Genomic DNA, 20,895 nt, shown 5'->3' on the forward strand with positions numbered 1-20,895 from the left:
GACCATGGACGACCTGTTCCCCAACCCCTTCCTGCTGGCCGGTGGCGCGCTGAGTGCGCTCGCTGCGCTGCTGCACCTCGGCTGCATCCGCTATGGCGCACCCTGGTACCGCTTCTTCGGCGCCGGTGAGCGCATGGCGCGCCTGGCCGAGGCCGGCAGTCCGTTCCCGACGCGGGTGACCCTGGGCATCACCCTGGTGCTCGGCCTGTTTGCGCTGTACGCGTTCTGTGCCGGGCTCGGCCGGCCGCTGCCCCTGAGCCGCCTAGCACTGGGCGGGGTCGCCGCCGTCTACCTGCTGCGCGGAGTCGCCGGGCTGGCGCTGATACCTGTCGGGCTCGGCCGCAGCCCGGCGTTCTGGCTGTGGAGTTCGCTCATCTGCCTGACCCTGGGTGGCCTGCACCTGGCGGGATTGCTGCAGGCCTGGCCGGCGCTCTGAGGCCGCCTCCAGGCGCGCCAGGCTGACGGCCCGTAGCGCGTGATGGCGGTGTGCCCACCCAGCCTTCAGCGGGAAATGCCGCCCCGCTGCGTCAGGTCGTTCGACCCGCCTGGCGCCGCTTTTCCTACAGGCTCGGCAGGGCCTGCGCCGCAGACGGCCCGGCATCGGCCGGCTGCCCTCGCTTCGGTTCCAGCCCCTTCGCGTCGCCTCCTGAACAGGGCTGGGCCCTGTGCTAGAACCCGGAGCCAGTTCACTGACCGGAGGGGTGGGAAATGAAGGGATTGTCCATCAAGCAGAAGATCCTCGCGCTGGCCATGCTGCCATTGCTGTTGCTCGCGCTGGCCGGCGCCTGGACCGGCTTCGACCAGGCCCGCGACCTGCGCGACCTGGGGCGTGACACCCTGCGCCAGTCGCTGCTGGATGCGCGCCGCGACCAGTTGGCCAACTACATGGAGCTGGCCCTGTCCGCCGTCGAGCCGGCCCTCGCGCGGGGCGAGCCGGAGCGGGCCAAGGACCTGCTGCGCGCCCTGCGCTTCGACGGCGACAGCGGCTACTTCTTCGTCTACGACACCCACGGCGTGCAGGTGGTCAGTGGCGACAACCCCTCGCGGGAAGGCAACGACTACTGGAGTTCCAGCACCCCGGACGGACGCGCCCTGGTGCAGGAGTACATCGAGGCCGCCAAGCGCGGCGGCGACTACCTGGAATACGGCTGGACCAAGCCGGGCCAGGACGCCCCATCCCCCAAGCTCGCCCACGTCGTCCCCGTGCCCGGCACCGACTGGGTGCTGGGCACCGGCTTCTACATCGACGACCTCGACGCCCTGGTCGCCGCCCTCGACGAGGAGTTCGCCGGAGCCCTGCGCGAGAGCCTGATGCGCGGCGGCTTCTCCGTGGTGCTGCTGCTCGGGCTGGTGGTGGGGCTGGTGATGCTGCTGGTGCGCAGCATCCATGCACCGCTGGGCCAGGCCGTCTCCACCATGGAGGACATCGCCCGGGGTGAGGGCGACCTGACCCGCCGGCTGGACGAATCCAGCGGCCATGAACTCGGCGCCCTGGCCACCTCCTTCAACCGCTTTGCCGAACAGGTGCGCCACCTGGTGCGGCAGACCCGCGAGTCCTCCGACACCCTGGGCCGCGCCAGCGAAGAGCTGGAAGCCTTCATGGCCGGCATCGGCCAGGGCATCGACACCCAGCACCGCGAGAGCGACCAGCTGGCCACCGCCACCGAGGAAATGTCCGGCGCGGCCCAGCAGATCGCCGGCAGTGCCTCCAGCGCCGCCGAGGCCGCCCGCGATGCCGAGCACCGGGTGGACGAGGCACGCAGCCTGGTGGGCGGCGCCACGGCGGAGATCCGCGGGCTGGAAGGCCAGGTGGCGGAAGGCGTCGCCACCATCCGCCAGCTCGGCAGCGAGTCCGAGAACATCGGCGGGGTACTGGACGTGATCCGTGGCGTGGCCGAGCAGATCAACCTGCTGGCGCTCAACGCCGCCATCGAGGCGGCCCGCGCCGGCGAGCAGGGGCGGGGGTTCGCCGTGGTGGCGGACGAAGTGCGCACCCTGGCCGGCCGCACCCAGAGCAGCACGGCGGAAATCCAGGGGATGATCGAGCGCCTCCAGGGCGGCGCCCGCGAAGCCATCGCCGTCATCGAGCAGATCCGCCAGGGCTGTGCCCGCAGCGTCGCCGAAGTGGCCCAGGTCGGGCAGGCCCTGGAGGCCATCAGCGAGGCCGCCGGCATCATCAACGGCATGAACGCCCAGATCGCCGACGCCGCCGCCGAGCAGACCCGGGTCTGCGAGTCGATCAACCACAACGTGCACCAGATCGTCACCATCGCCCAGCACACCGCCGAGAGCAGCCACACCGCCAACGGCATCACCCAGCGCCTGGCCGAGATGGCCGGCGGCCTGCAGCGCCTGGTAGGACGCTACCGCGCCGATTGAGCGTTGCGCGCCGCCAGCGCCTCGATGGCCCGCACCCCGGCGCGCATCCGCGCCACGGCGGCGGAATTGGCCGAATGCACATGGATGTGCGGCGGCACGAACCCCCGCGCAGCACCACCGCTTCCTCGATCCACAGGATCACGTCATAGCCGGTGCCACGCTGGTCATCGCCCAGGTCGTGGTCCAGGCTCAGTTCGCTGACCTGGCCGGTCTCCAGCAGCGCGATCACCTCATCCGGCCACCAGGCCCGGACCCAGCCCTCGGGCGTCGCGCGTTCGTCGTCCAGATAGACCTTCATTGCATCAGAGCTCCGTTACCCATTGCTCGCTGGCTTCGCTCAAGGGTGGTGGCGGCTGGTTCAGGCGTACCGCCTCCTCATCGCCGCAGTTGAAGAACACCAGGTAGTCACCGCCTTCCAGGGTGATTCTGAAACCCTCCAGCAGGCACGCCTCATGCTGCTGGTAAACGACGTGCAACCCCTCGACTCCGATCACCTGCCGGCCGATGAGATGCCTGGCGTCCAGCGTGGCGAGCAGGTCCTCGGCCCTCCAGTCGCAACGGGCGTCGTCGCTGATGTCGAACCCCTCGAGCACCTGGAGTGCGCGGCTCGCCGCCATGACACTCTCGCCGTCGGAGGCCAGTGACAGCGTCACTGCCTTGCCGCCTTCGCAGGTGAACTCCACCTCGCCGACGGCTTCCGGCTCGGGAGCACCGTTGAACAGGTAGCGGGCATTGCGGACCCGGACCAGCTTCCGCCCCAGCAGTGTGCGAACCGTTTCCAGGCTGGCGCGTGCCTGCTCCAGGGTTTGCATCGTGTCGTCCCACCTCGTTTCGAGGCGCGCAGTGTAGCGGTTCGTCCGCCGCTAAATCCCCATCACCCTGCAACGTCTTCTGTGCACACGGCCGGTATGCGCCACACGCACCGGCCCGGAGCCAGATGCCACTTTCATCGAGGGTCGAAGGATGCACGTCGCCACCAGCCTCACCACCAGCCAACCGCACGCCGTTGCCGAAGACGAGACGCTCTACCAGTTCGAAACCTCACCGCTGCTGGCCCGCCAGGCCCGGCAGGAGTCCAATGCCCGCAGCTACCCCCGGCGCATCCCCCTGGCGCTCAAGCGCGCGCATGGCCTGTATGTCGAGGACGTCGAGGGCCGCACCTTCATCGACTGCCTCGCCGGTGCCGGCACCCTGGCCCTCGGGCACAACCACCCGGTGGTGATCGACGCCATCCGCCAGGTGCTCGCCGACGAGCTGCCGCTGCACACCCTCGACCTCACCACCCCGGTGAAGGACCAGTTCGTCCAGGACCTCTTCGGCCTGCTGCCCGAGGGCCTGGCCCGCGAGGCGAAGATCCAGTTCTGCGGCCCCACCGGCACCGACGCGGTGGAGGCGGCGCTGAAGCTGGTGCGCACCGCCACCGGGCGCAGCACCATCCTCTCGTTCCAGGGCGGCTACCACGGCATGAGCCAGGGCGCCCTGGGGCTGATGGGCAACCTGGGGCCGAAGAAGGCCCTGGGCGCCGTGCTCGGCAATGGCGTGCAGTTCGCCCCCTATCCCTATGACTACCGCTGCCCCTTCGGCCTGGGTGGCGAGGCCGGCGTGCGCGCCAACCTGCATTACCTGGAAAACCTGCTCAGCGACCCCGAGGCCGGCGTGCTGCTGCCGGCGGCGGTGATCGTCGAAGCGGTGCAGGGGGAGGGCGGCGTGGTGCCGGCGGACATCGAGTGGCTGCGCGGCCTGCGCCGCATCACCGAGAAGGCCGGCGTGGCGCTGATCGTCGACGAGATCCAGAGCGGCTTCGGCCGCACCGGCAGGATGTTCGCCTTCGAGCACGCCGGCATCGTGCCCGACGTGGTGGTGCTGTCCAAGGCCATCGGCGGCAGCCTGCCGCTGGCGGTGATGGTCTACCGCGAGTGGCTCGACGCCTGGGGCCCGGGCGCCCATGCTGGCACCTTCCGTGGCAACCAGATGGCCATGGCCGCCGGCTCGGCGGTGATGCGCTACCTCAAGGACCACGACATCCCCGCCCACGCCGCCGCCATGGGCGAGCGCCTGGCCGGCCACCTGCGCGAGCTGCAGCGCGACTACCCGCAGCTGGGCGACATCCGTGGGCGCGGGCTGATGCTCGGCGTCGAACTGGTGGACCCCTCCGGCACGCCGGACGCCCTCGGCCACCCGCCCACCTACAGCGCCCTGGCCTCGCGCCTGCAGGCCCAGTGCCTGAAGCGCGGGCTGATCCTTGAACTGGGTGGCCGCCACGGCAGCGTGGTGCGCTTCCTGCCGCCGCTGATCATCACCGCCGACCAGGTGGACGAAGTCGCCCGCCGCTTCGCCCGGGCCCTGGCCGCTGCGTTGCAGGACTGAGCCAGGTGATTCGCCGGTTCGACGCTCTACCATCGCTGGGCTCTCGCCCGTTGAGCGCAGGAGAGTGGCGTGCAGAATCATCATTTCCTACACAGCCAGGCGGCCGCTGAAAAAGGTGTCCAGAGCGTGCTGTGAACGAGGTGCACCAATACGCCTGATCTGTCTTTCGTTGCAGGATGTTGACGCAGACGCCTGTGTTGCCTGGGCGCAGTGTGTTCCCGCTCGGGTGACGGTGGAGCTGATCAAAGTTCATCGGAGTGATTTTTTCGAAGGTTCTGGACAGCGTGACCTGGCCAGCCTGGCGCAGCAAATCGCCCGGAGGTTGGAGTCATGTGTGCGTTTTGGAGACTACGCGGTTTTCGGGCATGGCGTCTGTGCGCTGCTGGCGTTCGAGCTTCTGCACGCACTGAGGGTCAGAAGGGCTCTGCTGCCCCGTTGCCTGTTGGTGTCTGGTGTGGCTGCGCCCGGTTGCTTCGCATTCGATGGCAGCGTCTTGGGCCTGCCCGGACCTGTCTGGTGCTCCTCGCTGATCTACCGACAACGCCCTCGCACGCCTCTTGCCTGCCCCATTCATATCCTGTGTGGGGTGGATGACCGCGTCACTGGGCGCCAGCTGCGCGACTGGGGCGATGAAACTTCGGTTGGCGTGACACTCAGGCGATTCGAGGGTGGACACCTCTACTTCGAAATGCAGGTGTCCGAGATGGTTGCCCATCTGAGCAAGCTGCTCGCGCATCCGGAAGGAGCGTGTCAACGCAGTACCTCTGCCTACTGATGGACGGTCAGGAGTTCCGCGTTCGGGATTCACTGCAGGCCTCTGGGAATCGCTAATTTTCAACATCTTCCGTCCGTTTTTCATGGACGACCGAGCCTTGAACGCTCGTTGCCCACGTGCACGGAAGAAGACCGATGAATGCAGAAGACTCCCTGAAACTCGCGCGCCGCTTTATCGAGCTGCCCTTGGAGAAACGCAGGATTTTCCTCGCCAGCCTGCGCCAGGAAGGCATCGATTTCTCGGTGTTCCCGATTCCGTCGGGGGTGGAGTCCGTTGAGCGCGACAAGCTGTCCTACGCCCAGCAGCGCATGTGGTTCCTCTGGCACCTGGACCCGCAAAGCGGCGCCTACAACCTGCCGGCGGCCGTGCGCCTGACCGGGCCGCTGGACGAGGCCGCCCTGGAAGCCGCCTTCGCCAGCCTGGTGGCGCGCCACGAGACGCTGCGCACGGTCTTCCGGCCAACCGAGGATGACAGCCTGCGCCTGGTCGCCTTCGACGCCCCGCTGGTCATCGAGCGTGACGATCTCAGTGCGCTGCCCAGCACCGAGCGCGAGGTGGCGGTCGCCCGGCAGGCACAGGAGCAATCCCTGCAACCCTTCGATCTGGCCAACGGGCCGCTGCTGCGGGTGCGCCTTCTGCGGCTGGCGGAGCGTGAGCACGTCCTGCTGCTGACCCTGCACCACATCGTCTCCGATGGCTGGTCGATGGGCGTGCTGATCGAGGAATTCTGCCGGCTCTACGACGCTCACGAGCAGGGGCGGGAGCCCGAGCTGGCGCCGCTGCCGGTGCAGTACCGCGACTATGCACTGTGGCAACGGCAATGGCTGGAGGCGGGTGAGCAGGAGCGCCAGCTCGGCTACTGGCTCGCGCAGCTGGGCGATGAGCACCCGGTGATGGAGCTGCCCACCGACCATCCACGCCCGGCGCAGCCGAGCTACCAGGGGCTGCGCCATGAACTGGCCCTGGAGCCGGCGCTGTCGGAGCAGCTGCGCGAGCTGGCCAGGCAGCACGGGGTAACCCTGTTCATGCTGCTGCTGGGCAGCTTCAACGTCCTCCTGCACCGATATACCGGGCAGACCGACCTGCGCATCGGCGTGCCCATCGCCAACCGCAACCGCAGCGAGATTGAAGGGCTGATCGGCTTCTTCGTGAACACCCAGGTGCTGCGCACCCGCCTGGACGGGCGCACCTCCCTGGGAGACCTGCTGCGCGACATCAAGGAGACCGCCCTCGGCGCCCAGGCCCACCAGGACCTGCCTTTCGAGCGCCTGGTGGAGGCGCTGAAGCTGGAGCGCAGCCTCAGCTACAACCCGCTGTTCCAGGTCATGTACAACCACCAGCCCGAGGTGGCGGATGTCACCACCCTCAAGGTGGGGAGCGGACTGGAACTGGGCGTGATCGACTGGGAGAGCCGCACCACCCAGTTCGACCTGAGCCTGGACACCTTCGAGAAGGCGGGCCGCCTGCATGCCTCCTTCACCTACGCGAGCGACCTGTTCGACGCGTCCACCATCGAGCGCCTTGCGCAGCATTGGGCCAACCTGCTGCACGGCATGGTGCGGAACCCGCAACAGCACGTCGGCGAGCTGCCGTTGCTGGCCGAGCCCGAGTACCGCCAACTGGTGGAGGGCTGGGGGCGCCAGGAACAGGCCCAGCCCGTCACGCAATGCGTTCATGAACTGTTCGAGGTGCAGGCCGCCCGTGATCCGGACGCGCTGGCGCTGGTCTGCGAGGGCCAGCGGCTGACCTACGGCCAGCTGAACAGCCGTGCCAACCGCCTGGCCCATGTGCTGGTGGAGCGGGGTGTAGGGCCTGAGGTGCTGGTCGGTGTCGCAGTGGACCGCAGCCTGGAGCTGGTGGTCGCGATTCTTGCCGTGCTCAAGGCCGGCGGCGGCTATGTGCCGCTGGACCCGCAATACCCCCGCGAGCGCCTGGCCGCCATGATCGAGGACAGCGGCTGTCGGCTGCTGCTGACCCAGACCGCATTGCGCGAGCGCCTGCCGATCCCCGATACGCTGCCGACCCTGTGCCTGGACCGCGATGAAGATGGGGCGCATTCCTCGTCCGATAACCTCGGCCCGCGTGCGCACCTCGGCAACCTCGCCTACGTGATGTTCACCTCGGGCTCCACCGGCCGGCCCAAAGGCGTGGCCATCAGCCACGGCGCCCTGGCCGGGCACGCCCATGCGGCGGTGCACTACTACCGCCTGGAGCGCGGCGATTGCGTGCTGCAGTTCGCCACCTTCAACTTCGACGCTTTCGCCGAGCAGCTGTACGGGCCGCTGATCCATGGTGCCTCGGTGGTCATGCGTGGCACCGAGGTGTGGGACAGCGAAACGCTGTACCGGCAGATCCTCGAACAGCGCATCGCCGTCATGGACCTGACCACCGCCTACTGGAACATGATGGCCAAGGCGTTCGCCGCGGCCGGGCCGCGCGACTACGGCGTGCTGCGCCAGGTGCACAGCGGCGGCGAAGCCATGCCGCCGGAAGGGGTGCAGGCCTGGCGCCAGGCCGGGCTCGAACAGGTACGGCTGCTCAACACCTACGGGCCGACCGAGGCGACCGTCACCGCCACCACCTTCGACTGCAGCGACTTTGTCGAGGGCCGCCAGGCGCTGCCGCGGGTCCTGCCGATCGGTCGCGCCTTACCCGGGCGCAGCACCTACCTGCTGGATGGCAATGGCCAGCCGGTACCCGTGGGTGTGGTGGGCGAACTGATGATCGGGGGCGAGCTGCTCGCCCGGGGTTACTTCCAGCGCCCCGGCCTCACCGCCGAGCGCTTCATCCCCGACCCGTTCTCCACCACCGGTGGCCGCCTCTACCGCACCGGTGACCTGGCGCGCTTCAACGAGGCCGGCGTCATCGAATACGTCGGCCGTGTCGACCATCAGGTGAAGATCCGTGGTTTCCGCATCGAACTGGGCGAGATCGAGGCGCGCCTGCTGGAGCTGGACACCGTCGGCGATGCCACGGTGCAGGCCGTGCAGGGCGAATCGGCGCTGCAACTGGTGGCCTATGTCGTGGCGGCGGACAAGGCCCTGGCCCAAGCGTCTGGCGATGCCCAGCACGACGTGCGCGAGGGCATCCGTGAGCAGCTGCGCGGCAGCCTGCCGGACTACATGGTGCCGGCGCATATCCTGTTCCTCGATGCGCTGCCCCTGAGCCCCAACGGCAAGCTGGACCGCAAGGCCCTGCCGCTGCCGGATGCGAGCCAGCTGCAACAGGCCTACGTGGCACCGCGCAGCGAGCTGGAGCAGCGCATCGCCGGTCTCTGGCAAGACGTGCTCAAGCTGGAGCGGGTCGGCCTGACCGACAACTTCTTCGAGCTGGGCGGCGACTCGATCGTCTCCATCCAACTGGTCAACCGGGCCCGCCAGGCCGGTATTGCGTTCACCTCGCGCGATCTGTTCCAGCACCAGACCGTCCAGGCCCTGGCCGCCGTGGCCCGCCTCGGCGAGGCCGGGCCGGGCATCGACCAGGGGCCGGTTACCGGTGAGCTGCCCTTGCTGCCGATCCAGCACGGGTTCTTCGACGAGGCCATCCCCGATCGGCACCACTGGAACCAGGCGTTGCTGTTGCGCCCGCTCGAGCCGCTGCAGGCCGCCGCGCTGGAGCAGGCGCTGCACGCCGTGGTCGTGCATCACGATGCGCTGCGCACGCGCTTCGAACAGCGCGGCGAGGCCTGGCGGGCGGAACTGGCCGGCCTCGCGGCCGGCCTGCCGTCCCTGCTCTGGGTGCGTGACGACGTGGCGGATGACGACCTGCAGGCGCTGTGCACCGATGCCCAGCGCAGCCTCGACCTGCGTGACGGGCCGCTGCTCCGCGCGGTGCTGGCCACCCTGCGGGACGGCACCCAGCGCCTGCTGCTCGCCGTGCACCACCTGGTGGTCGACGGCGTGTCCTGGCGCATCCTGCTGGAGGACCTGCAGCGGGCCTACCAGCAAAGTGCCCAGGGCGAGCGACCGTCCCTGCCGGCCAAGACCAGCGCCTACAAGAGCTGGGCCGAGCAGCTGCAGGGTTACGCCCAGAGCGAGACGGCCAGGCGCGAGCTGGGGTACTGGATCGGCCAGTTCGAGGGTGCGACCACCGAACTGCCGTGCCGCAACCCGGAAGGCGGCCTGCAAAGCCGCCACGCGCGGGTGGTACGCAGCCGGCTGGACCGGGCGCGCACCCGGCAGCTGCTGCAGCAGGCTCCCGCGGCCTACCGCACCCAGGTCAACGACCTGCTGCTCACCGCCCTGGCCAGGGTCGTGGGCCAATGGGCGGGGCAGGAGCATGTCCTGATCCAGCTGGAAGGGCATGGCCGCGAAGACCTGTTCGACGGCATCGACCTCAGCCGCAGCGTCGGCTGGTTCACCAGCCTGTTCCCGGTACGCCTGAGCCCGGCTCCGGGCCTTGCGGATACCCTCAAGCGGGTCAAGGAGCAGCTGCGGGCCATCCCCAACAAGGGCATCGGCTTCGGCATCCTGCGTTACCTCGGACAGGCGGCGGACCGCGAGGCGCTGGCGCGGTTGCCGCAACCGCGCATTACCTTCAACTACCTGGGGCAGTTCGACGGCAGCTTCGACAGCCGCGAGGGCGCGCTGCTGGTGCCCGCCGGCGAGCGTGCCGGGGCCGAACAGAGCGCGGATGCGCCCCTGGACAACTGGCTGGGCGTGGAAGGGCAGGTCTACGACGGCGAGCTCGAACTGCGCTGGACCTTCAGCCAGGACATGTTCGACGAAACCGACATCCGCCAGTTGGCGGACGGCTACGGCCTGGAGCTGCAAGCCCTGGTCGAGCACTGCTGCCAGGCAGACGCAGCGGGCCTCACGCCCTCGGATGTCCCCCTGGCCGGCCTGGACCAGGCCCAGCTGGACTCGCTCGGGCTGCCCGCCCAGGCGGTGGAAGACCTCTACCCGTTGTCGCCCATGCAGCAGGGCCTACTGTTCCACAGCCTCTACGAGCAGGGGGATGGCACCTACATCAACCAGTTGAGCGTGGACGTCGACGGGCTGGACCCGCAGCGCTTCCGCGACGCCTGGCAGGCGGCAGTGGACAGCCACGACATCCTGCGCACGGCCTTCCTCTGGCAGGGCGATCTGCCCCATCCGCTGCAGGTGCTCCACCGCCAGGTTAGCCTGCCCTTCGTGGAGCTGGACTGGCGTGGCCGTCGCGATATCGATGTGGCGCTGGCGCGTTTCCTCGAAGAGGACCGGGCACGTGGCTTCGACCTGTCGCAGCCGGGCCTGCTGCGCCTGGCGCTGATCCGCACGAGCGACGAGCGCCACCACCTGGTGTTCACCAACCACCACATCCTGCTGGATGGCTGGAGCAGCTCGCAGCTGCTCGGTGAGGTCCTGCAGCGCTACAGCGGAGAGGCGCCTGCCCCCGTCGTCGGCCGTTACCGTGACTACATCCGCTGGCTGCAACAGCAGGATGCGGTGGGTGACGAAGGCTTCTGGAAGCAGCAGGTCGCCGAGCTGCAGGAGCCAACCTTGCTCGCCCAGGCCAGTGTCCAGCCCCAGGACCTGCTGGAGGCGGGCGGCCACCGCCTGCTCGATGCCGCGCTGGACCCGCAGCGCACCCAGCGCCTGAACGCGTTCGCCCGCCAGCAGAAGGTCACGGTCAACACCCTGGTGCAGGCCGCCTGGCTGTTGCTGCTGCAGCGCCACACCGGTGCCGAGGTGGTGGCCTTCGGTACCACCGTGGCCGGGCGCCCGGCCGAGGTGGCCGGCATCGAGCAGCAGGTCGGCCTGTTCATCAACACCCTGCCGGTGGTCGCCGGCTCCCGGCCGGACCAGCGCGTGGCCGACTGGCTGCAAGCGGTGCAGGAGAAGAACCTCGCGTTGCGGGAGTTCGAGCACACGCCGCTGGCCAGCATCCAGCGCTGGGCCGGGCAGGGCGGTGAGGCCCTGTTCGACAACATCCTGGTCTTCGAGAACTACCCGATCGCCGAAGCACTCCGCCAGGGCGGGACGCTCGGGGTGCGTTTCGGCGCAGTCGGCAACTTCGACCAGACCCACTACCCCCTGAGCGTCGGCGTGACCCTGGGAGAAACCCTGGCCCTGCATTGCAGCTATGCACCCGCCCGTTTCTCCGAGGCGGCCGTCGCCCGCGTTGCCGGGCAACTGCTGCACCTGCTGCAGGAATTCTGCGTATCGGCCGAGCGCCGGCTGGGCGAAATCGCCCTGGTCACCCCTGAGGAACGGGCGCGGTTGCAGGAACAGAACCTGCCGCAGCCCTATGCGGTCGAGACGCCGGTGCACCGACGTTTCGCCGAACTCGCCGCAACGCAGGGGCAACGTACCGCGGTGATCTTCGCCGGGCAGCGCTTCAGCTACGCCGAGGTGGAGGGCCGTGCCAACCAGCTGGCCCACGAGCTGGTGGCCCAGGGCATCGGGCCGGAAGTCCGGGTCGGCGTCGCGCTGCCCCGTGGCGATGGCCTGATCGTCGCCCTGCTGGCGGTGCTCAAGGCCGGGGGCGCCTACGTGCCGCTGGACAGCAGCTACCCGCGCGAGCGGCTGGCCTACCTGATGAAGGATTCCGGGCTCGCGTTGCTGCTGAGCGACTCGCAGCTGCTGCCCGCGCTGCCCGCCGACGCCGACCTCAAGGTGCTGGAACTCGACCGCCTCGACCTCTCGCAGCATCCGCGCCAGGCACCGGAAGTACAGGTCGACCCGCACCACCTGGCCTACGTGATCTACACCTCCGGTTCCACCGGACAGCCCAAGGGCGTGTGCGTCGCCCATGGCCCGTTGAGCATGCACTGCCAGGCGATCGGCGAGCGTTACGAGATGCGCGCCGACGACTGCGAATTCCACTTCATGTCCTTCGCCTTCGATGGCGCGCACGAGCGCTGGCTCACCAGCCTGACCCACGGCGGCTCGCTGCTGATCCGCGATGACAGCCTCTGGACCCCGGAGCAGACCTACCGTGCCATGCAGGCCGAAGGCGTGACCGTGGCGGCGTTCCCGCCCGTGTACCTGCAGCAACTGGCCGAGCACGCCGAGCGCGAGGGCAACCCGCCCCGGGTAAGGATCTACTGCTTCGGCGGCGACGCGGTGCCCACTGCCAGCTTCGAGCGGGTGAAGCGGGCGCTGGACCCCGACTTCATCATCAACGGCTATGGCCCGACCGAAACCGTGGTCACCCCGCTGATCTGGAAGGCCGGGCGGGACCAGCCATGCGGCGCGGCCTATGCCCCCATCGGCAGCCGCATCGGCGATCGCAGCACCTATGTGCTGGACGCCGACCTCAACCCCGTGCCCCAGGGCATGACCGGCGAGCTCTACCTCGGTGGCAGCGGTCTCGCGCGCGGCTACCTGAACCGCCCGGGCCTGACCGCCGAGCGCTTCGTCGCCGACCCCTTCGGCAGCGCGGGCGGCCTGCTCTACCGCACCGGCGACCGGGTGCGCCAGCGTGCCGATGGCACCTTCGACTACCTGGAACGCATCGACAACCAAGTGAAGATCCGCGGCTTCCGCATCGAGCTGGGCGAGATCGAGGCGAGCCTGCAGGCCCTGGAGGGCGTGCGCGAGGCGGTGGTGGTGGCCCAGGAAGGCGAGGCCGGCAGCGGCAAGCGCCTGGTGGGCTATGTCGTCGCCAGCGACGACTCGGCCGGTTTCGTCGAGGGCCTGCGCGAGCAGCTCAAGGCCAGCCTGCCGGCGCACATGGTGCCGTCCCACCTGATGCGCCTGGAGCGCCTGCCGCTGACGCCCAACGGCAAGCTCGACCGCAAGAACCTGCCCCGCCCGGACCTCAGCCAGCTGCAGCAGGCCTATGTGGCCCCGCAGAGCGAACTGCAACGGCAGTTGGCACGGATCTGGGAGGAGGTGCTCAAGCTGGAGAAGATCGGCCTGAACGATAACTTCTTCGAGCTCGGCGGTGATTCGATCATCTCCATCCAGGTGGTCAGCCGCGCGCGCCAGCTGGGCATCCGCCTCACCCCGAAAGACCTGTTCCAGCACCCGACCATCCAGGCGCTCGCCGGCGTGGCGCGCCAGGGCGAAGCGACCCTGGTCATCGACCAGGGGCCGGTGCGCGGCGAGTCGCCGCTGCTGCCGGTGCAGCGGATGTTCTTCGACAACGACATCCCCCAGCGCCATCACTGGAACCAGTCAGTGATGCTCAAGCCGACCCGCCCCCTGCAGCCGGAGGCGCTCGAACAGGCCCTGCAACGCCTGGTGGAGCACCATGACGGGCTGCGCCTGTCCTTCAGCGAAACCGAGGCGGGCTGGACGGCCCGCTACCAGGAGCCGCAGGCCCAGGGCGAAGCGCTGTTGCAACAGGCCCGGGTCGCCGACGCCCAGGCGCTGCATGAGCTGGGCAACGCCGTGCAGCGCAGCCTGGACCTGCAGCAGGGCCCCTTGCTGCGTGCGCTCCTGGCCACCCTCGATGACGGCAGCCAGCGCCTGCTGCTGGTCATCCATCATCTGGTGGTGGACGGCGTGTCGTGGCGCATCCTGTTCGAAGACCTGCAGCTCGCCTATCGCCGCATCGAAGGCGGCCAGGCGGTCGCGCTGCCGGCCAAGACCAGCTCCACCAGGGACTGGGCCGAGCAGTTGCAAGCCCACGCTCGGAGCAGCGCCATGCAGGCGGAGCTGGGTTATTGGCAGGCGCAACTGCAGGGCGCGTCCGTGTCCCTGCCATGCGACCACCCGCAAGGTTCCCTGACCCACCGCAGCGCCGTAGCGGTCCGTCGCCGTCTGGATGCCGGGCTGACCCGCCGCCTGCTGCAGGAGGCCCCGGCGGCCTATCGCACCCAGGTCAACGACCTGCTGCTGACGGCGCTGGCTCGTACCATCGCCCGCTGGACGGGCGAGGCGGGGGTGCTGGTCCAGCTCGAAGGGCACGGACGTGAAGACCTGTTCGATACCATCGACCTGACCCGCACCGTAGGCTGGTTCACCAGCGTGTTCCCGGCCCGGCTGAGCGCCGAGGGTGACCTCGGAGCCTCGCTCAAGGGCATCAAGGAACAGCTGCGGGCGATTCCCAACAAGGGGATCGGCTTCGGCGTGCTGGCCCATATGGGAGAACCCCAGGCCCGCGCCGCGCTGGGCCAGTTGCCCGTACCGCGCCTGACCTTCAACTACCTGGGGCAGTTCGACGGCAGCTTCGATGAGGCCGATGCCGCCCTGTTCGCCCCGACCGCGGAGTCGGGAGGCGAGGAGGTCGACCTGGAGGGGCCGCTGGGCAACCAGCTGGCCCTGGACAGCCAGGTATTCGGCGGCGAACTGGACCTCAGCTGGACCTTCAGCAGCGCGCTGTTCGAGGCCGACACCATCGAGCGCCTGGCCGATGACTACCTGAACGAGCTGCGTGCGTTGATCGAGCATTGCTGCGATGCCGCGAACCAGGGCGTGACCCCGTCCGACTTCCCCCTGGCCCGCCTGACGCAGGCCCAGCTCGACGCGCTGCCGGTGGCCGCTGCGGCCATCGACGACCTCTACCCGCTGTCACCGATGCAGCAGGGCATGCTGTTCCACTCGCTGTTCGAGCAGGCCCGCGGCAACTACGTCAACCAGACCCGCCTCGACATCGAGGGGCTGGAGCCCGCGCGCTTCCGCGCAGCCTGGCAGGCAGTACTGGACCGTCACGACATCCTGCGCACCGGGTTCTTCTGGCAGGGCGACCTCGAACAGCCGGTGCAACTGGTCTACCGCCAGCTCGACATCCCCTTCAGTCTGCTGGACTGGCGTGACCAGGCCGGCCTGGAGGCGACGCTCGATACCCTGGCCGAGGAAGAGCGCGCCCGTGGTTTCGAGTTGGACCAGGCGCCGCTGATGCGCCTGATCCTGGTGCGCACCGACGATGATCGCCACCACCTGATCTACACCAACCATCACATCCTCATGGACGGTTGGAGCAGCGCCCAGCTGTTCGCCGAGGTGCTGCAGCACTACGGCCAGGGCACGCTGCCTTCGGTCCCGGGCCGCTACGGCGACTACATCGCCTGGCTGCAGCGCCAGGACGCGGCCGCTGCAGAGGCCTTCTGGAGCCGCCAGCTGAGCGTGCTGGACGAGCCCGTGCGCCTGGCATCGGTCTTCCCGAGGCCGGATGCCCACGACGCGACGGCCGCCCATGGCCTGCATGGCATCCAGCTGGATGCCGGGCAGACCCGCCAGCTCGGCGCATTCGCGCGGGCCGCCAAGGTCACCGTCAACACCCTGGTACAGGCCGCCTGGCTGCTGCTCCTGCAGCGCCATACCGGCAAGGCGGGCGTGGTCTTCGGCGCCACCGTCGCCGGCCGCCCGGCGGACCTGCCCGGCAGCGAGCAGCAGATCGGCCTGTTCATCAACACCCTGCCGGTGGTCGCCAGCCCGCGCGGCGAACAGCGGCTGGTCGACTGGCTGCAGGCGCTGCAGGCCCAGAACCTGGCGCTGCGCGAGTTCGAGCACACCCCGCTGTTCGATATCCAGCGCTGGGCCGGGCAGGGCGGCGAAGCCCTGTTCGACAACATCCTGGTGTTCGAGAACTACCCGATCGCCGAGGCCCTGGAGCAGAGCGCTGCCCATGGCGTGCGTTTCGGCGCCGTGGACAGCCAGGAGCAGACCAACTACCCGCTGACCCTGATGGTCAGCCTCGGCGAGCGCCTTTCGGTGCAGTTCAGCTACCAGCGCGAGGCCTTCGCCCATGACGCCATCGAGCAACTGGGGCGCCATCTGGGCCGCCTGCTGCAGCAGATGCCCGACGCCGCCGAGCGGCCGCTGGGCGAGCTGAGACTGCTGGATGCGGCCGAGCACGAGCGTGTGGTCAGCGCGTGGAACGCCACCGGCGCCGACTACCCGCAGGCGCCCTGCATGCACCAGCTGTTCGAGGCCCGGGCCCGCGCCACGCCTGACGCCATCGCCCTGCGCTTCGATGGGCAGGCACTGAGCTACGGCCAGCTCAACCGCCAGGCCAACCACCTCGCGCACCGGCTCATCGGGCTCGGCGTGGTGCCGGACCAGCTCGTCGGCATCGCCCTGGAGCGTGGCGTCGAGATGGTGATCGGCCTGCTGGCCATCCTCAAGGCCGGCGGCGCCTACGTGCCGCTCGACCCGCAATATCCCCAGGACCGCCTCGCGCACATGGTGGAGGACAGCGGCCTGCAACTGCTGCTGACCCAGCCGGCCCTGGCCGGGCAGTTCGCCCTGCCGGCTGGCGTGCGCACGCTGCTGGTGGAGCCGGCGGCCAGCCTGGAGGAAAGCCCGGTCGACCCGCAGGTCGCGGTCGGTGGCGAGCACCTGTGCTACGCCATCTACACCTCCGGCTCCACCGGCAAGCCCAAGGGCGTGATGGTGCGTCACCAGGCCCTGGTCAACTTCGTCGCCAGCATGGTGCGGGAACCCGGCATCGAGGCGGCCGATCGGGTGTTGTCGCTGACCACCTTCTCCTTCGACATCTTCGGGCTGGAGCTCTATGGCCCGCTGTTCCAGGGCGCCTGCGTGGTGCTGGCGGACCGGCACAGCGCCCATGACCCGGAGCGCCTGCTGCAGCTCATCGAACAGCAGCGGGTCAGCGTCATCCAGGCCACGCCGTCCACCTGGCGCATGCTGCTGGACCACCCCCGCGCCGCGATCCTGGCCGGCCGCACCTTCCTCTGCGGAGGCGAGGCCCTGGCCGATGACCTGGCCCAGCGCATGCTGGCCCTGGGCGGTGCCGTGTGGAACCTCTATGGCCCCACCGAGACCACCATCTGGTCGGCGGCCCACCGGTTGACCCCGGAGCAGCCGCACCCCTGGCTGGGGCGGCCGATCGCCAACACTTCGCTGTTCATTCTCGACGGTGACTTCGCGCCGAATCCGGCGGGGGTGATCGGCGAGCTGTACATCGGTGGCGATGGCCTGGCCCGTGGCTACCACGACCGCCCGGCGCTGACCGCCGAACGCTTCCTGCCGGACCCGTTCGGCAACGGCACCCGCCTGTACCGCACCGGGGACCTGGCCAGGCACCGGGCCGACGGCGTGATCGAGTACCTCGGCCGCGTCGACCACCAGGTGAAGATCCGTGGCTTCCGCATCGAGCTGGGCGAGATCGAGGCGCAACTGCTCGCCCATCCGCTGATCCGCGAGGCGGCGGTCGTCGCCCAGGAAGGCCCGCTGGGCAGCCAACTGGTGGCCTACCTGGTGCCCCACGAGGCACTGGAGGCGGCGGAGCTGCGCAGCCCGCTCAAGGCGGCCCTGGCGTCGGCGCTGCCCGACTACATGATCCCCGCCCATTGGCTGGTGCTCGAACGCTTCCCCCTCACGCCCAACGGCAAGCTCGACCGCAAGAGCCTGCCCAGGCCGGACGGCAACCAGCTGCTGCGTGCCTACGTGGCGCCCGAGGGCGAGCTGGAGCGGCGCGTGGCCGACATCTGGCGGGACGTGCTCAAGCTGGAGCGCGTCGGCCGCGACGACAACTTCTTCGAACTCGGTGGGCATTCACTGTTGGCGACCCAAGCGACCGCACGGCTACAGATGGAGCAGGGGGCTGCCGTGCCCCTCGACCTGCTTTTCAGAACCTCATCCCTGTCCGAATACGCGCAGCAGCTGGCGGAACACCTGACGCCTCACTCCAGCGACGACCTGAATGAGATGCACGACTTTCTCGCGGACCTGGAGGCCCTCTGACATGACCCCGCTCGACAACCTCTCCCTGGTCCAGCGTTTCATCCGCCTGCCGCTGGCACAGCGCCAGGCCTTCCTGGACAAGCTGCGCAGCAAGAACATGAGCTTCTCGGCGCTGCCGATACCGGTGACGCGCCACGAGTTCCCCTCGCTGGAGCTGTCCTACGCCCAGGAGCGCCAATGGTTCCTCTGGCGCCTGGACCCCGAGAGCGCCGCCTACAACATGCCCACCGCCCTGAGGCTGCGGGGTGCCCTGGATATCGAGGCGCTGCAACGCAGCGTCGACGGCCTGCTCGAACGCCACGAGGTCCTGCGCACGGTGTTCGTCGAGGACGGGCAGGGCCTGCGCCAGGTGGTGGTCGAGGCCGGCCGCCTGGCGATCGAGGTCCAGGCCCTCGAAGGCGCTGTCGACGAGGGGGCGATCAAGGCGTTCGTCGATGACGAAGTCGCCCGCCCGTTCGACCTGCAGCGGGGGCCGCTGGTGCGGCTGAAGCTGCTGAGGCTGGCCCAGGACGACCATGTGCTGGTCCTCACCCTGCACCACATCGTTTCCGACGGCGCCTCCTCGCAGGTGATGGTCGAAGACCTGATCGAGCTCTATCTCGCCCATGCCAGCGGTCGCGCAGCGGTGCTGGCGCCGCTGCCGATCCAGTATGCGGACTACGCGATCTGGCAGCGGAAGTGGATGGAAGCCGGCGAGCAGCAACGCCAGTTGGCCTACTGGACCGAACGGCTGGGCGATGCCGGCAGCGTGCTGTCGCTGCCCGCCGACCGTGCCCGACCGCTGGTCCAGAGCCACCGCGGTGCGCGCCTGGACCTGCAGCTGGAAACCGCGCTGGCCTCGGCGTTGCGCGAACTGGCCCAGCGCCAGGGGCTGACCCTGTTCATGGTGCTGCTGGCATCGTTCCAGGCCCTGCTGCACCGCTACAGCGGGCAGGCGAACATCCGCTTCGGGGTGCCGATCGCCAACCGCAACCGCGTGGAGACCGAACGCCTGATCGGCTTCTTCGTCAACACCCAGGTGCTGGATGCGGATATCCGCGGCGACATGCCTTTCACCGATCTGCTGGCGCAGGTCAAACAGGCCGCCCTGGGTGCGCAGGCGCATCAGGACCTGCCGTTCGAACAGGTGGTGCAGGCCCTGGCTCCCGAGCGTCAGCTCAGCCATGGCCCGCTGTTCCAGGTGATGTTCAACCACCAGACCGATGCGGCGGGCCAAGCCCTGCAACTGCCGGGCCTGAGGGTGGAGAGCCTGGACTGGAACTCCCACACCGCCCAGTTCGACCTGACCCTGGACACCCTTGAAACAGCCGGCGAACTCACCGCCTCGCTGACCTACGCCACCGACCTGTTCGATGCGGGCACCGTCTCGCGCCTGGCCGACCATTGGCTCAACCTGCTGCGCGGCATCGTTGCCGACCCGCAGTGCCGCGTCGGCGAACTGCCGCTGCTCAATGCCGAGGAGCGCCAGGCGAACCTGCAGCAGTGGAACCCGGCGGCCCGTGATTTCGACGTCACCCAATGCGCCCACCAGCGCATCGCCGAGCAGGCGCGCCTGCGCCCGGAGGCCATTGCCCTGCGCTTCGACGCACAGACCCTGAGCTATGGCGAACTCGATGCCTGGGCCAACCGCCTGGCGCACCAGCTGATCGAGTGTGGTGTGGGCCCGGATGTGCGGGTGGGTCTCGCTGTCGAGCGCAGCTTGGAGATGGTGGTGGGCCTGTTGGCGATCCTCAAGGCCGGTGGCGCCTACGTGCCGCTGGACCCGAGCTACCCCGAGGACCGCCTGGCCTACATGATCGAGGACAGCGGTATCCGCCTGCTGCTGACCCAGCCGGCCTTGCTGCAGAGCCTGCCGATCCCGGCGAAGGTAGAGGCGCTGATGCTGGAGGGCGCGGCGGGTTATCCCGAGCACGAGCCGCCTGTGGTGATGTCGCCGGCCAACCTGGCTTATGTGATCTACACCTCCGGCTCCACCGGCAAGCCGAAAGGCACGTTGCTGCCCCACAGCAACCTCATGCGTCTGTTCCAGGCCACCGAAGGCTGGTTCGACTTCGGCCCCCGGGACGTCTGGTCGCTGTTCCACTCCTATGCCTTCGATTTCTCGGTCTGGGAAATCTTCGGCGCGCTGCTCTACGGCGGCGAGCTGGTGATCGTGCCCCATGACGTGAGTCGCTCGCCGCAGGACTTCCACGCGCTGCTGGTGAATGCCAGCGTCACCGTGCTCAACCAGACGCCGTCGGCCTTCAAGCCGCTGATGCAGATCGCCTGCGCCGCCCAGGATGAGCTGGCGCTGCGCTACGTGGTGTTCGGTGGCGAGGCCCTGGACGTGCACAGCCTGCGCCCCTGGTTCGAGCGCTTCGGCGATACCGCGCCGCAACTGATCAACATGTACGGCATTACCGAGACCACGGTGCACGTCACCTACCGACCGCTGTCCCTGGCGGACCTGGAACATGACGCCAGCAGCCCCATCGGCGAGCCGATCCCGGACCTGTCCTGGTACCTGCTCGACGGCGAGCTCAATCCCGTGCCCCGTGGCTGCATCGGTGAGCTCTATGTAGGTCGCGCCGGCCTGGCGCGGGGCTACCTGAACCGTGGCGACCTGACCGCACAGCGTTTCATCCCCGACCCCTTCGGCGAGCCCGGTGCGCGCCTGTACCGCACCGGCGACCTGGCCCAGTACCGCAGCGACGGCGTCATCCAGTACGTGGGGCGCATCGACCACCAGGTGAAGATCCGTGGTTTCCGCATCGAGCTGGGCGAAATCGAGGCGCGCCTGGCTGCACTGGATGCCGT

At 69.0% G+C, this 20,895-nt stretch carries 7 protein-coding genes and 1 pseudogene; 6 read left to right on the forward strand and 2 right to left on the reverse strand.

Annotated elements, in window-relative coordinates; all coding sequences use genetic code 11:
* Window positions 1-4 precede the first annotated feature (4 nt).
* Window positions 5-436, forward strand: a complete 432-nt coding sequence (locus tag RTK35_RS10255) for a hypothetical protein (RefSeq protein ID WP_142008736.1) — start codon at window positions 5-7, stop codon at window positions 434-436.
* Between the two features lie 272 nt (window positions 437-708).
* The gene (locus tag RTK35_RS10260; protein ID WP_316907918.1) at window positions 709-2,379 is read left to right on the forward strand and encodes a methyl-accepting chemotaxis protein; all 1,671 of its coding nucleotides are present in this window, start codon (window positions 709-711) and stop codon (window positions 2,377-2,379) included.
* On the opposite strand, the gene RTK35_RS10265 is transcribed toward RTK35_RS10260, so the two are convergent.
* Both RTK35_RS10265 and RTK35_RS10270 read right to left on the reverse strand, forming a co-directional pair.
* Entirely contained in the window at window positions 2,312-2,677 is a 366-nt protein-coding gene (locus RTK35_RS10265; protein ID WP_316907919.1) for a cyclic-phosphate processing receiver domain-containing protein, read from the reverse strand. The two genes, RTK35_RS10260 and RTK35_RS10265, sit on opposite strands and share 68 nt — an antisense overlap.
* A 4-nt stretch (window positions 2,678-2,681) precedes the next feature.
* Window positions 2,682-3,191: a hypothetical protein gene (locus RTK35_RS10270; protein WP_316907920.1), complete on the reverse strand. Its 510-nt coding sequence runs from the start codon at window positions 3,189-3,191 to the stop codon at window positions 2,682-2,684.
* A gap of 151 nt (window positions 3,192-3,342) precedes the next feature.
* Here RTK35_RS10270 and RTK35_RS10275 point away from each other — a divergent pair, with 151 nt between their 5' ends.
* The 4 genes and pseudogenes from RTK35_RS10275 to RTK35_RS30515 form a co-directional block, all read left to right on the forward strand.
* Window positions 3,343-4,746, forward strand: coding sequence for an aspartate aminotransferase family protein (locus RTK35_RS10275; protein ID WP_316907921.1), 1,404 nt, complete (start codon window positions 3,343-3,345; stop codon window positions 4,744-4,746).
* A gap of 115 nt (window positions 4,747-4,861) precedes the next feature.
* Window positions 4,862-5,521: a thioesterase II family protein gene (locus RTK35_RS30510; protein ID WP_410478651.1), complete on the forward strand. Its 660-nt coding sequence runs from the start codon at window positions 4,862-4,864 to the stop codon at window positions 5,519-5,521.
* A 134-nt stretch (window positions 5,522-5,655) separates the two neighbouring features.
* Window positions 5,656-18,099 carry a non-ribosomal peptide synthase/polyketide synthase gene (locus RTK35_RS10280; RefSeq protein WP_316907922.1) on the forward strand — a complete coding sequence of 4,148 codons (12,444 nt, stop codon included), beginning with the start codon at window positions 5,656-5,658 and terminating at the stop codon, window positions 18,097-18,099.
* Window positions 18,100-18,196: 97 nt separating this feature from the next.
* Window positions 18,197-20,851 (forward strand): annotated as a pseudogene (locus tag RTK35_RS30515) (amino acid adenylation domain-containing protein); the annotation flags it as partial.
* Window positions 20,852-20,895: the final 44 nt, after the last annotated feature.

It is taken from the genome of Pseudomonas sp. zfem003, from assembly GCF_032621675.1.
In the GTDB taxonomy this organism is placed as follows: Bacteria; Pseudomonadota; Gammaproteobacteria; order Pseudomonadales; family Pseudomonadaceae; genus Metapseudomonas; species Metapseudomonas otitidis.